General features: G+C 44.6%; 12 protein-coding genes. 9 read left to right on the top strand and 3 right to left on the bottom strand.

Features of this window, described 5'->3' with window-relative positions:
• The first annotated feature begins 4 nt into the window (after positions 1 to 4).
• The gene (locus ICN14_RS03965; RefSeq protein WP_216224908.1) at positions 5 to 451 is read left to right on the top strand and encodes a hypothetical protein; all 447 of its coding nucleotides are present in this window, start codon (positions 5 to 7) and stop codon (positions 449 to 451) included.
• Here ICN14_RS03965 and ICN14_RS03960 read toward each other — a convergent pair.
• Positions 434 to 769, bottom strand: a complete 336-nt coding sequence (locus ICN14_RS03960; protein ID WP_216224907.1) for a hypothetical protein — start codon at positions 767 to 769, stop codon at positions 434 to 436. The two genes, ICN14_RS03965 and ICN14_RS03960, sit on opposite strands and share 18 nt — an antisense overlap.
• 58 nt (positions 770 to 827) lie before the next feature.
• Positions 828 to 1037 (bottom strand): AlpA family transcriptional regulator, encoded by a 210-nt coding sequence (locus ICN14_RS03955; RefSeq protein ID WP_216224906.1) that lies wholly within the window; start codon positions 1035 to 1037, stop codon positions 828 to 830.
• 484 nt (positions 1038 to 1521) lie between these two features.
• Here ICN14_RS03955 and ICN14_RS03950 point away from each other — a divergent pair, with 484 nt between their 5' ends.
• From ICN14_RS03950 to ICN14_RS03915, 8 genes are all read left to right on the top strand, one after another.
• A complete protein-coding gene (locus ICN14_RS03950; protein ID WP_216224905.1) occupies positions 1522 to 2529 on the top strand; it encodes a YdaU family protein in 1008 nt (335 codons plus the stop codon).
• Positions 2519 to 2749, top strand: a complete 231-nt coding sequence (locus ICN14_RS03945) for a hypothetical protein (RefSeq protein ID WP_216224904.1) — start codon at positions 2519 to 2521, stop codon at positions 2747 to 2749. The genes ICN14_RS03950 and ICN14_RS03945 overlap by 11 nt, the downstream gene beginning before the upstream one ends.
• Positions 2746 to 3207 (top strand): hypothetical protein, encoded by a 462-nt coding sequence (locus ICN14_RS03940; RefSeq protein WP_216224903.1) that lies wholly within the window; start codon positions 2746 to 2748, stop codon positions 3205 to 3207. Before ICN14_RS03945 ends, ICN14_RS03940 begins: the two co-directional genes overlap by 4 nt.
• A gap of 3 nt (positions 3208 to 3210) precedes the next feature.
• Positions 3211 to 4524 carry a terminase family protein gene (locus ICN14_RS03935; protein WP_216224902.1) on the top strand — a complete coding sequence of 438 codons (1314 nt, stop codon included), beginning with the start codon at positions 3211 to 3213 and terminating at the stop codon, positions 4522 to 4524.
• 154 nt (positions 4525 to 4678) lie between these two features.
• Positions 4679 to 6931, top strand: coding sequence for a restriction endonuclease (locus tag ICN14_RS03930; RefSeq protein WP_216224901.1), 2253 nt, complete (start codon positions 4679 to 4681; stop codon positions 6929 to 6931).
• Positions 6932 to 6997: 66 nt separating this feature from the next.
• Positions 6998 to 8959, top strand: coding sequence for a hypothetical protein (locus ICN14_RS03925; protein ID WP_216224899.1), 1962 nt, complete (start codon positions 6998 to 7000; stop codon positions 8957 to 8959).
• The gene (locus ICN14_RS03920; RefSeq protein ID WP_216224897.1) at positions 8940 to 10142 is read left to right on the top strand and encodes a hypothetical protein; all 1203 of its coding nucleotides are present in this window, start codon (positions 8940 to 8942) and stop codon (positions 10140 to 10142) included. The genes ICN14_RS03925 and ICN14_RS03920 overlap by 20 nt, the downstream gene beginning before the upstream one ends.
• Before the next feature lie 341 nt (positions 10143 to 10483).
• Positions 10484 to 11953 carry a Fic family protein gene (locus ICN14_RS03915; protein WP_216224896.1) on the top strand — a complete coding sequence of 490 codons (1470 nt, stop codon included), beginning with the start codon at positions 10484 to 10486 and terminating at the stop codon, positions 11951 to 11953.
• 143 nt (positions 11954 to 12096) lie between these two features.
• On the opposite strand, the gene ICN14_RS03910 is transcribed toward ICN14_RS03915, so the two are convergent.
• Positions 12097 to 14337, bottom strand: a complete 2241-nt coding sequence (locus tag ICN14_RS03910; RefSeq protein ID WP_216224895.1) for a S8 family peptidase — start codon at positions 14335 to 14337, stop codon at positions 12097 to 12099.
• Between the last annotated feature and the right edge of the window lie 2 nt (positions 14338 to 14339).

Here is a 14339-nt window from a genome sequence, read left to right as displayed (position 1 = left end):
AGATATGAAAACACTCTACATAGATATGGATAACGTATTGGTGGATTTCCCATCAGGAATAGCAAGAACCCCTGAGCATATACAAGACCAGTATGAAGACCGATTGGATGAAGTTCCAGGCATCTTCTATTTAATGGATCCAATTCCAGGGGCAATTGCCGCCTATGAAGAGTTGGCTACCATGTTCGACACCTATATCCTTTCAACAGCCCCATGGGGCAATCCAAGCGCTTGGTCGGATAAATTGCTGTGGGTAAAAGACTATCTAGGTAAGCCAGCATATAAACGCTTAATCCTAAGTCACCATAAGAATCTGAATGATGGAGATTTCTTGGTGGATGATCGTCTTAAGAATGGAGTAGATAGGTTTAAGGGTGAGCATATTCACTTTGCTACCCCTGAGTTTCCCGATTGGGAGACTGTTGTCCGTTATTTAAAGACCAAGGCCTAGAACATTTTCGTGGTGCTGTTGCCTGCCTAACTTGGCTTTACTTTCGAGATACTCATAAGGGTTAAAGGCATCCAGATTATCAGCCCCACGAATGCATGGGACCGGACCATAATTTAAATACTCTTGCATCAAAGCGTGTCTAGCGAGAGATGAATATCGCGGTTTGCATAAGACCCGATCAATTACTCTCCTGCATGCATCCACAGCATCTGTAAGATCCTCGTAATCCCCAATTTGAATCCAGGCGCTCTGATCCATGGGGCGGTTATGGTCAAAGACCTCAACGCTAAGTGGTTTGGATAAATTCACTGCATGCATAATCATCTCCTGATTTTTCCGTAGGATAGATAGCATAAGCTCAGGAGATGTCCATGTTTCAATTGGTGGATTGACCACTCCTTTCTCTAATAAAAGCCTGAACCTGTTCAATCGTCCAAAACGAAGATCTTCCAATCTTGATTGGTTTGGGAAACTCACCTTTCTGAACCATTAACCAAAACTTAGATTTAGAAACTGGCATCACCTTCAATATTTGAGGAATTCTCATCAAGGTGATTGGTGGGATTTGAGGGCTGGATTGACTCATCACCATCTCCTTAGCGGGCGCGTTTTACATTTTTACGATAAACCTGCAACGCCATCTTTGCAGAACTCATTTTTGTGTATCCATAAGATCGATACAAGCTATACAAACGAAATGCCACCATTTAATTTAATCTCCTATTGTGTTTTGTTTTGCATCATTTTGTCTGCTGCTGAAGTGCAATGTAGTCAATGAAATTTTGGTGGTCAATCAAATGTCAATACCCACTTTGAAGACGCATATTAATTTTTGACTACAAAAAAATATTTATTCATAGAAGTGTCACAAGCCATATAAATAAATGGCTACAGACTTGTCAGAAGTTTCTGATAGCACAAAGAGGTTGGTGGACACGCGTAGATCAATAAACACTTCAGACAAAGAAAATCATTCTCACGAATATCTCAAACATGGATTACAGATAAATGATGAATAAATAAATTAAAGAAAAATTCAGAAAAAACACGTTTGACGATACGCTTTCCGATTGTTAGATTCATCTCTTGCAAAAAAGATTACTCGCAAGAAAAAGAACTACACGGAGACAGTATTAATGAACTACTACGAGCATCACATTGGAGATTACGCCGAAGCAACCGCGCATCTTACATTCATAGAGGATGCAACTTACAGCCGTCTCATCAGAAAGTACTACGCCACAGAAAAACCGCTACCTATCGAAATCAAACTAGTGCAACGATTGATCAACGCACGATCTAAAGAGGAAAAAAATGCAGTGGTCTCAGTCCTTAATGAATTTTTTACTCTCACTGATGATGGCTGGAGACAAGAGCGCTGTGATCATGAAATAGCCCGCTTCAAAGATAAGCAACTCAAAGCCAGGCGGAGCGCAGAAGGCAGGTGGCAATCATTTCCAAATGATGATTCATCAGCAGAAAATCCATCAAACAATGGATGCGTTCGCAATGCGACCGCAATGCGAACGCATTGCTCACCAGACACCAAACACCAGTCACCAGTAACCAATCTCCATACACCAGGCAAACAAAACAATGGGGGTGAAAAGGAAAAAATTCCCCAAGAGCCAACAAAGCCATCCGATGAAGAAAAAGTTTTTCAAGAGCGTATCGAAAAATATAAAAGCTTCGCAGCCATGATCAGCAAGGAGGGTAGAGCTATAGCCGTAGACGACTACCGGATACGGGACATCGTCAATCTCGGGGTTACCGAAGCTGAGGTGGCAGAGGCGATTGCCACAGCCAAGGAAACCCGAATAAAAGTCTCAAACCCAACCCCCATCAATGCAGGTTATGTCTTGGCAATACTCAAAGGAGCGCGCAAGAAGGCAGAAGCTGCTAGCGCAGAAGAAGAGGCCTGGTGGAAGACCAATGAGGGCATAGACGCCAAAGGCAGGGAGTTGTCGATGAAGGCTCAAGGCTCCGAAAGCTACGAATCCTTTAAAACCCGAATCTTTGCCGAACTACATAAGCGAAAAGAGCGCGCAGAAGCGATGGAGAAACCCAATGCAAACTAATCACGCCATAGCTGGAGTCATTGATCGCCTAGACATGGAAGACTTCCCCATAGGATCAAAGGTAAAGACCCCAAGTGGGCGCGTAGGTACCGTGGTCAAACATCGTGGAGCCCAAAGCCGCCATGACCTATTCCAAAGAATCATCATTGAATTTGATGAACCTCTTGGGGATTCGGTAGCGCTGCAACCCCATCTTTTACGGTTGATCAAAAACCCATGATTGAAATCAATCAAAAGAAATCAAAGAAACCAGCACCAAGCAAAAGCAAGGGAGGGGCAAGACCTGGAGCTGGCCGCAAGGAGGGCAGTCTAAGCAAGCGTACTCGTGAGATTGCTGAGGTAGCTGCTGCTCAGGGCATCACCCCCTTAGAAGTCATGATGAGCACGATGATGGAGCTCTACAAAGAGGCGGGTAATTGCAGTCGCGATCATCATGACCATGGTGATAAGACTAACGAACATGATGATGGTCATGGCACCATGATCACTGAGAACCGCATAAAGTTGCTGAACATGGCCGCCACCATCGCCAGACATGCTGCGCCCTATGTACATCCTCGCTTATCGGCTATTGAGCACACAGGCAAAGATGGGGCGCCATTACAAAGCGGGGTCTTGGTGGTACCTGGTGCCATGAGTATGGATGAGTGGGAGCAAGCTGCCCAGCCAAAACACTAGCCCATGAAAACCATCTGGGCACCATTGCCTGGTAGCCAGACCTTATTCCTGACATGCCCTGTATATGAGGTATTGCTTGAAGGTACCAGAGGAGGGGGTAAGACTGATACCTTACTCATGAGCTATGCCCAACACGTAGGAAGAGGCTTCGGGGATCATTGGCGCGGCACACTCTTTCGATTGACCTATCCCCAACTAGCTGACGTAGTGGCAAAGAGTAAGCGCTGGTTCTATCAAATCTTCCCAGGCGCCAAGTTCAATGAATCAGACTACGTCTGGAAGTGGCCAACAGGAGAGATGCTGTATTTCAGATATGGGGCTAATGAGGGTGACTACTGGAATTACCACGGTCACGAGTATCCCTGGTTAGGGTTTGAAGAGCTCACCAACTGGCGCAACCTATCTTTTTACGAAGCAATGCATTCCACCTGCAGGTCATCGCACCCTGGAATGCCTAGGATGGTGAGGGCAACATGCAATCCATTTGGAGTGGGGCATGCATCAGTTAAGGAGCGATTTCAGATTGGAGCCATTCCTGCTGGACAAATCATTAGGCAGGAGGGTGCGCTCCCAAGGGTGAGAATTCATTCAACGATTTATGAGAATACCCATCTCCTAAAAAACGACCCGAACTACCTGATGAGTCTAGAGTCACTAAGCGATCCAAACAGGCGCAGAGCCTGGTTAGAAGGTGATTGGGATATCCACGTGGGAAGTTTCTTGGAAGGTGTATGGAAGCCCTCTAAACATGTTGTAGAGCCCTTTGCTATACCGCCGACATGGAAGGTATGGCGCTCCATGGATTGGGGCTATGCCAGGCCGTATGCCGTCTATTGGTTTGCCTTATCTAATGATGGAGTCTATTACCTATGGAGAGAACTCTATGGATATGGAGATAAAGAAAATGCGGGCACCAGGGAAGACGCAACGGTAGTAGCCGAGAAGATCAAGAAGATCGAAATTCATGATCAACGACTTGGTTACGAATACCGCATGAACCTAGCTGACCCATCCATCTTTTCTAAGATTGGAGCGGAGCGATCCATCGGACAAATCTTCAGAGATAAGGGTGTGAAATGGACTGAGGCCTATAACGCTCCCAGAAGCAGAGTCAACGGCGCACAAGAAATCATCCGCCTATTGGCTGAAGGAAGGTTAAAGGTATTTAACAATTGCAAGCATTGGCTTAGAACTATCCCTCAGTTACCGCCAGATTCACTAAACCCCGAAGATGTGGATACCGATGCCGAAGACCATGCTTGGGATGCCACTAGGTATGGGTTAATGAGGCGGCGGTCATTGACTGAAGGGGGTTGATATATATTTATTGCGCGCGGTGACCGGGCTTATTTTTAGGAAAGCATTCTCTAATAGCAGACAAGGCTATGTGTAGCGCAGTTGTACTACTGTAATACACTTAAATACGAACGGGCCCCTATGGTAACCCGCACTTAATTTTGAGATGGTGCCTATGTCCGACTATGATTTTAGATCGCTTAACGATAAAGAATTTGAGATTTTTTGCTCTGATTTGATTGGGGACTCTCATGGCCAACGTTTTGAGAGATTTAAACCTGGTAAAGATGGCGGAGTAGATGGGCGATATTTTAGTTCAGATGGGGATGAGGTAATTCTGCAATGCAAGCATCAGCTTGGCACATCTTTAGCCCAGCTTATCAAAAAGCTTGGTAGCGATGAAAAGATCAAGCTTGATAAGCTAAAGCCAAAACGTTATCTGTTAGCAATCTCACACCCACTATCGAGACACAATAAAAAACAAATTTCAGATTTACTGGCGCCGTATATTCAGGCGGAAAGCGATATCTTGGGCATGGAGGATCTTAATGATCTTCTTCGCGCTAGACCTAAAATTGAGAAGCGACACTATAAGCTCTGGATGCATAGTACTGCAGTCCTAGAGCAAATTTATAACAATGCAATATTGGGAAGAAGTGCACATTCCCTTGAGGAAATTATTGCATCTAGCTCGCGTTATGTTGTGACTACAAACCACGAGGCAGCGTTGCAGATCTTAGATCGATTGGGGGTGGTGATTATTGCGGGTGAGCCCGGCGTAGGAAAAACTACCCTCGCGGACCATTTATGCCTTCACTATGTTGCCAAAGGGTTTGCCTACTTCAGGGTAGTCAACGATATTCGCGAGGCAGAGTCCGCCTTTGATTCTGAAAGCAAGCAAGTATTTTATTTTGACGATTTTTTAGGTAGAAATTATCTAGAAGCCTTGGGGGGTCATGAGGGAAATCAAATAACAATGTTTATGAGACGTGTTGCATCAAATAAAAATAAAAGATTTGTTTTGACTTCAAGAAGCACCATATTAAATCAAGGAAAATTCTTGATCGATAACTTTGATCACGGAAATACACAAAAAAATGAATATGAGTTACGCATCAAATCTCTTAAAGATATCGATAAAGCTCATATTTTATATAACCATATCTGGTATTCAAATTTAGATGATTCATATATAGAAGAGTTATATCTTAATAAAAGATACAGAGATGTGATTGCGCACAAAAATTTTAATCCTCGTCTAATTAGCTATATTACTGATGCCACAAGGCTGGAATCAAATTCTGCTGCTAATTACTGGCAATTCATTTCTCAGTCCCTATCAAATCCATCCCAAGTTTGGGAAAACCCATTTAATGCGCAGCAAGATGATTATGGTCGTCTATTAATACTTCTAATGGTCTTAAACGGCGGGCCAATCGAGGAAAAAATTCTTTCTGAGGCCTATCATAGATTTTTGCTTTTACCCAGGTGTCGCAACTTTAAAGGTAGGCATGAGTTTCAATCCAGCATACGTTTGTTAACGGGGTCATTTTTTAATCGGACAGTTTTGTCGGATGGAAGGTCGCTTATTGACTTATTTAATCCATCTATTGGGGATTACATTCTTAAACGTTATTCTGGAGATGTTGACACCTTTCAACGTTGTTTTCAGAGCTTGCTGACATTGCGTTCCGTGATAACGATCCGTAGTCTATGGGCTGATAAATATTTATCTCAAGATGATGTACATAATATTTGCGAGAAGCTTATTAAAGATCTCGAAAAAGACCAATTTGGTAATGTGGATTCTGAATATATATCAGCGCTATGCGCTTTATATAAAGATTGCTTGCGCGAAGATAGCAAGATCATCGATGAGATAAGCTGCACCTTGTTATACATTCTAAACAATGGCGCAGAAATCACGGATCATTCATTTGAGGTGGTTGAGTGGGGTCTTAAGCGGGGCATCATAGAACCTATGGCAACGCTTAGTTTTATTGAGAGTTCAGCGAATTCGATTTATTCGTATACGCAAATGAAGACAGTCCAGTCACTCTTGGCAAGCATTCCAAACTCTGAACCTAATTATTCTAAAATTTTTGAACTTGTAAAAATAAGCAGCATAGAGCAAATTGCGGATAATTTTTCAGAGTTTATTGATTTAAATGAGGCCTTCTCTAATGCCCGGGATGGTGGTGATGAGGAGGCCGAGGACTCTTTGGCTCAAATTGTTGAAAGGGAGCTAAGTAATATAGGTCTTGAATTCACGGGTGAGGATGTCAATCAAATCATTGAAACAGTGGATATACCCTATGAGTTTGAGAAATATCTTATGAACGCATATGATGATTGCGATCATGAGTATGAGGGGCCGGTCAAAATTTCCATTGATGAAATTGATGATCTATTTGATAGAGGCCTATGATTGCCTTCAGTAATTCAAATTCAAAATAAATTCTTCTTAGTCTTAACCTAGCTATATAACTAATGGGTGCCCCAAGACTCTCAAGCCCTCCAACAAAAATGGACCGCCCGCATCACGCATGCGCGCGCTCACTGGGCAACATTTCATAAGCGCGTAAGGCACAACCGCAATACAGTAGCCGGCTTTAATTGGAATGCTGATCCTACTGGCAAAGATTTCTACAGCCTGAGAGCCAACCTTATACACGGCACCATCTCCGCAGTGTTACCTAATGTGTATGCACGCAACCCAGAAATATCGACAACACCCACACACTCGGGCGCGGATATCAAGCTCTTCTGTAAAACATTGGAGAAGGTCACCAATAGGGCGCTAGAGCACGCTCAGCTTAAGAATCGAGCCAAGTCCACTGTAAGGGCGGCGCTGACCTGTAGCTTTGGAATTCTGAAAGTGATGTATCAACGAGACCCAAGTAAGGATGGATATATCCAAGGTCGTATTAACGATGTCCAAGAAAACCTCCTGGCTATTCATGAACTAGAGAGGGACCTTCATGACAATGATCAAGTCCATCATCATGATGCCAAGAGGGCAGAGCTAGAAGAGCTCATCAAGTCACTACAAGAGCAATCAGAAGTGCAATCTGCCGAAGGCTTAGTAATCGATAGAGTTCTCACGGAAAATCTCCTCATCGATCCATCTATCTGCGAGTTCTGGGACTACACCGATGCCGATTGGATCTGCCAAATCATCCCGATGAAGCGTGGTCAAGCAGAAGCCCTCTATAAAAAGAACTTAGCCAATGCCAAGATCTACCAACCCGGGCAAGGCGAGCCATCATATAAGAAAGCCAAACGCTTAGCCTCAATGCAGATGGATGCGGGATCGGCTCCAGTGACTGATGATCAGCAAATAGCAGTGCTAGAGATCTGGGACAGAGCTACCCAGCGTGTTTACACCATGGTGGAGGGTGCGACTGAATGGCTACGTGAACCCTACTCACCTCCAAGAGCAGGAGAACGCTGGTATCCATTCTTTCTATTGCCATATCAGGTAGTAGATGGCCAGTTTGTTGGTCCAAGTTTGGTAGACCTAACCGAGCGTCTACAAGACGAGCACAACGAAGCAAGGGATCGATTCAATCAACATCGAGACCTATGTATCCCTGGGTGGGTAGCATCAGCTGATATTAATGAAAAGACTATTAAGAAGCGCTCGGATTCAAGATTCGGCGAAATCACCATTGTCGATACCGAAGGCAAGCCGCTTAATCAAGTCATTATTCCCAGGGGGCATCCCAAGATCGACCCAGTTGTGTATGACACCAGTGCGGTGCGTTATGACTGGGAGCAGGTTACCGGACTGCAAGACGCTGCGCGCTCAACAGTAGTCAGACCCAAGACGGCCACAGAAGCGAACATCTTACAAAGAGCGCTATCAGGGCGCGTATTTGAATTCAAAGACCAGATAGAAGATTGGCTACAAGAGATCGCGCAATATAGCGCCCAGGTACTTTTACAAGAACTGGCCAAAGAGCAAGTAGAGCGCTACATGGGGCCACCAAGTACTAAGACCACCATGGTCAATGGCGAACTAGTCATGACTATGGAGAAAACCTATGACTGGCCAGAACTCACCAAAGACCGAATCTTTGACATGGTTGATCTACGAATACGTGCAGGTACTACCGGCGCACCAGACGGGATAGAAGACAAAGAGAGCTGGCTCAAGGTTTTACCCATGATTACGAATCTATCAATTCAGATACAAAACCTACAAGCCAGAGGAATGGATTACGAGCATATCCGTAATCTCCTACACGAGACCCTCTTGCGATATGACGATCGTATCGATTCAAATCTATTTATACCGAATGTAGAAAAGCAAGCGGAGGGATGGTTACGCGATGACGACCCAAACTTAGGAATGAATTGGTTTTCGGAACGAAAGCAAAAGACAAACGCTGAAATGAATTACGGCAGCAATTTATTAAAAGAGGAGACAGGTAATGACGCAAGTAGCAAATGAAGTGGAAGGTTTTAAATCGGAGGTACTAAGCAAGGGTGGCTCAATTCAGAGGGTGCAGGATAGAGAGGCCAAGAAAGAGCGCGAGCGGCTTGAAAAAGAAGCCTATGAAAAGCACGCCGCCGAGAGCGCCGCCAGGCGTAATAAGGCAAGGGAAGAGCGCGCGCTTGAATTGATAGCGCAAGCAAAGGCTAGGCAGGCAGAAGCTCAATTGGATAAGGAGCGTAGCGCTCAGATACAACAAACACAAAAGGCAGAACGTAAGAGTCAGAGTCTGAGCCAAGCAACCAACTTACTAGATGATTTAAGTAAGACCCCTAATGCATCTCTTGCGAAATTATCCGAGGACATTGATGAGGGCGAAGTATTAGAAGAAGAGTCGGAAGCTCTAGAGCCTGAGTCTATATTTACGCCTGTAAAGGGCGAGGTGCATGTACCAGCCTTTATGCCTACTTCAGAACTTAAGACAGCACCACAAGCCCATGACCTGGGTGAAATATTGCCTGCACCAGTCGCCATTACCGTCGATACACTTCCGAAAGCCGAAATTCAAACCGAAACGGCTGAAGAGCTAATGAAGCGGGCTTTGAACCCTGGGCCCACGGATTTCAGTCCCGATGCCGAGCCTAGTGTTAATACAGAATCCTCTAGTGGCATCAAATCAAAGCGAGGGTGTGAACGTATTCAGAAAGTGATTAACGAAAAACGCGACCTAGAAAAGCAGGTTATAGATTTGCAATCTATGGTGGCCACACTTCAGGATGCGGTTCGTAAATATGAAATAGAAAGCAAGCTTGTCAGCAATGTGATGACTCTCGCCGATAGCCAGAAAAAGCCTTCTGAATTGGTTTCGGAAGCAAAGCTGCAAATGCTCAAGTTCTTAAATACCCGCTCAGATGAAATTGATCACACCGATAAGGCGATCTGCTTTAACAAATACATGTCAGACCCTTTCTACATGCAAGTCTTCGTGCAGAGCAATCAGCAAGAGCAGTGGCAGACCATGATTGAGTCTATCTATGAGGCAATAGGAAGGCCGGAGCCAAGCTTTGCAAGTGTTAAACCTATGGCAATCCATAGCCCTCAACCGATTCGGGCGCGAACTTCAGCATTAGGAGCGCCGTTAGCTAGTGCAGGTAATCCCATGGATCGGATTGCGCAACACTTAGGCAATATGGGAATTTAAGGTGTTTTTTGACATGTCGCTCCTAATGGGTGACATTTCAATAAAGCTGCATATTTCTGGCTAAATTGCCCTGGAATGTCAATAAAACTGCTAATAATCGCAGTTATTGTCTATAAATCTGCCTATTCCAAGTGAATTTAGCTTTTGAAGCTAGTCAGCAAAAAACATTCAAACTGCTATTTCGTAAGAAAAAGTGAGGATATGTTTAAAAATGTAGGAATCTATTGAAATATGTAAGAAAAAGTGTGTAAATATGTGTAATCGTAAGAAAAAGTGTGTATATGTAAGAAAAAGTGTGGGAAAATAGCCATTCGAACGAAAAAGTGGGGCTTGAGGGAAATATGGGCGATATAGGCTATTCACAAGTAAAAAGTCAGCTTGATCTCAGTGCTTTTGACCCACTTGTACCCGCACGCCTTGCCTCGGTAACCAGTGTAACGCCCACCCAGGGCGAGTTGTTGATACCCGCAAAGGTGGCTCCCAAAGATGATCGCCCACTAAGCCACCTGTTGTTTGCGCTAAAGCATGAAGGAGTTAATCTCCAATTGTTATCGCAGGCCTTAAGAAAAATCCCAGCCCAAGAGATGCTGGCCGCAATTAGCGAATCGCCAACAGGCGTTTACATTCGTACGGCTTGTTTTTTGTGGGAAGCCTTTAATAAGCAAGAGTTAAAGGGCGTACCAGTAATTACGGGGCCAATGGTTAATTTATTTGACCCCAAAAAATACATTACAGGACCAAGCATACGCAATGCCAAATGGCGAGTTAACTTCAATGGCTTGGGTTCTTTGGATTACTGCGTAACTGTTGAGCGAACCACACGTATTAATAGCCTGCTTGAATCTAATATCCTCCAGAAAGCAAATGAATTTCTATCAGAACTAGGTGGGGCCGCATCCGATAGGGCAATGTCTTGGGCTTATTTAAGTGAGACCAAAAGTTCTTTTGAAATTGAGCATGAGACACCAAGCGCCACAAAAGCAGAGGCATTTGTAGAGCTTCTTAAAAAAGCTCATCTGACTACCCAGCTAGATGAAGAGTACTTAGTTGGCTTGCAGAATACCGCCATTACCAATCCTTTGGATAGAGCAGTTAACTATCGCCACCAACAAAACTGGTTAAGCAGTCCATTGCGTGGTGCTGCTGGCGTAACGTATATTCCACCGCCACCTGAAATCGTTAATGACTTGATGAAGGGGTTGGTAGATTTTGCCAATACCGCACCAAAGCAGATCGATCCTTTAATTGCTGCTGCGATTGTTTCATTCGGATTTGTTTTTATCCACCCATTTATGGATGGCAATGGACGTTTATCTCGATTCTTATTTCATCATGCGTTGTGCCAGTCTGGCTTGCTGCAGAGGGGATTACTGCTGCCAGTATCCATTGCGATGAAGCGCAATGAAGACGCATACCTAGCAGCTCTAAAGAGCTTTTCTGAGCCTGCTCGCAAGCGCTGGGAAGTCATTTGGATTGATGGTGATGAATATCAAATGACCTTCAAATCAGATGATTCCTTATATCGCTATTGGAATGCCACTGCCTGCGTTGAGTTTGGATTGGAGATGGCCAAGCAGGCGCTAGAAAAGGACTTAAGAGAAGAGACTGAGTTCTTGGCAAAGTACGACCTCATTTACCGCGCTATTGATGGGCAGTACGACATCAGAGGCAAAGATCTCAATTCATTAATTCTGGCTTGCATGGAGCAAAACGGAAAACTATCGGCTAACCGTCGTAAGAAATTTACAACAACAGTACCTGAAGAAATATTTAATGCTATTGAGGTTGAATATGCGAAGGTAGTGGGCTGATTCAAAAATCCCCAGAGTAATTCTGTCAAGGGCACCCCAAAGGGGTGGCTTGCGAACCCTTGACGGCCACGATTAAAGCAACGCTCTTTTATGCCCAAGGTGGCAGAAAGACACGTTGGGCATAAAAGTCAAGGGCGCCTTATTCAGACATTAATTGGAATGGTAACTTTTGGCTGTATTGGGATAAGTATTGATGCGTAGCTTTGCAAGATTTCGTTATAGAGATCTTGGTGCTTTGATGCTTCGACAGTAATTACAAGAGCGTACTTAATTTTCCCCGCCCCTACTGTTGGAGCTCCTGATTCACGAGCATTGTAGTGAATATCAAACACTGGTGCGTTGAGTGTAGTTCCAAGAAAGCCTTGTTCCGCATGAAGCGTGGTTTCCCACTTTCCCCAATCAGCGCGCCTCTCTTCTTCAGTTGCATAACTATTTGTTTCAAAGAAAGAGGAGGTATCAGGCTGTGATTTAGCCTTTCCAGTGGTCTTATCATTGCTGAATTTTGATAGGTTTGGCCTGAAGGTAACTTCTAATCCGGCCTGGGTATAGCAAGAGGCTTCCTGGGGATCCACCGGTGATGCGTAGCAAAAAGTTGCCTTGAGTTTTACGCGTCCAGTTAGCCCTGATTTAGGGATGGGAATAGAGGCTCGGAGATATTTTCCTGGTTTTAGCTCCCCTTGATAAACAATGCGAGCCACACCAGGGGGTGACGTAATGATTTCATTAAGAGATTCAGGTACTTTGCCCCAGCCAACCTCATTTTTGTCATTGCCATTTTGTTTTGCGCTATGTACAAGCAGTGCTTTAATGGCTAAAGGGGTTAGATCTTGACCTAATACAGCACGTATGCCGACTGCATTGCGTAATAAAAGTGGGGCGGCAAAGCTTGTGCCTTGAAGCGGGGTTAGGGTAGCTTCTTTTCCTGGGTATAGTGCATGAAAATAGCGAGTTGCAGCATCCCCGCCAAAAGCGAGGACATCTGGCTTGACAACTCCCGGTCTTCGACCGGGTCCAATTGCGCTATATCTGGCTCTATTCCATGTGGTACCAATATCGCTGGCGCTACCAACAGCTACCGCATTGACACAGTCCGAGGGTACCTGTATCCGGTTGTATTTTAGTAGGTGATCGCCTTCGCCGTTGTTGCCTGCAGCCACCGTCATGAAAGTGTCGCCATCGCAAAGCAAATCATCGATGACCGAGGTCCACGAGTGAACATCCTCATCCTCTATTGGTAGGTCTGGTCCAAGACTTAAATTAATAAAATCATACTGACGAGACATTAATACTTCTTCTATGTGACCTAGAGTTCTATATAGCTGAAGGGGGTCTTCTGTGTTGGCATGATCATCCAAGATTCGAACATGATTAATAGGTGCATAAGGTCGCGGAGCTACACCACCGGGCGTGAGCGGCCCAAATAAAAATGCTGAAGATACGGCTAGTCCGTGCTCGAGAGCATCTATTTGGTCTTTTGCTGCAGGGTCACTGATTTTGTAAGAGTTAAGCCACATTGGCGAGAGAGGGTGATGCTCTGGTAAGCCGCCATCAAGAATAGCAACTCGGGGCTCGTTTGAAATTGGCATTTCATTTGGCAATTGACAGCCCATAGAAATGGGTGAGCTTCTACTAACCGGTCGAATGCCGCGCAATAGTGGCATGGGGCGCAACACGCGAATGAACGAAAAAGCTGCAAGTTTTTTCATGGCCGTGGATGACCCTTCTACAGGAACAAACCAAAGGCTTCCTGCCCGCATCGCCAATTGCTCATGAACTTTTATTTTGAGTGTATTGGCATATTCGGTGAAGGCGGATTGAATAAAGTTAGATTCTTCATTCACGAGTAAATGAATGCCAACTTCAAAGAAGCGCAGCGAGTCAGAGCCGAGAGTTTTATAGCGATTTTCTGGCTCAAAACTATTGAATCGCTCTATTCTGAGTATTTCGTTAGTTGCTGGTTCATTGTCTGGGTTATTTAGCACCCAATGATTTAAATCCTTGAAGCTATCTCGAGCACCAGCTATAAATAGTTCAGTAGTGGTGACGGCCCGAGGCGCTCCTTTTCTGCTCCATTTTTCGGGTGTTATTGTGACTGTGCGACTACCAACGGAACGTAACGCATTTGCTCTTAAAAATCCCACGGGGAAATAGGATTTGGCAATATATTCTGGATGAAGTGTGAGCCTTGCAACGGCCATATCATTAGGGCATGCTTCATCGGGTAGCTGAGAAAGTGATTCTGAAGTAGCTGTGATTTGTGGCGCCAGTGCTTGACGTGCCTCTAGGAGGGTGTACGAATCTTTTTTTGTAGCACCACCTTTTTTGATGACAATGTCTTGAGCTAGCAACTCGCCCCGTCCGATTAAAAAATTCATTTGCGCCATTT

The sequence above is a fragment of the Polynucleobacter sp. MG-27-Goln-C1 genome (assembly GCF_018881905.1).
In the GTDB taxonomy this organism is placed as follows: Bacteria; Pseudomonadota; Gammaproteobacteria; order Burkholderiales; family Burkholderiaceae; genus Polynucleobacter.
This window is presented reverse-complemented; position numbering and strand designations above follow the sequence as displayed.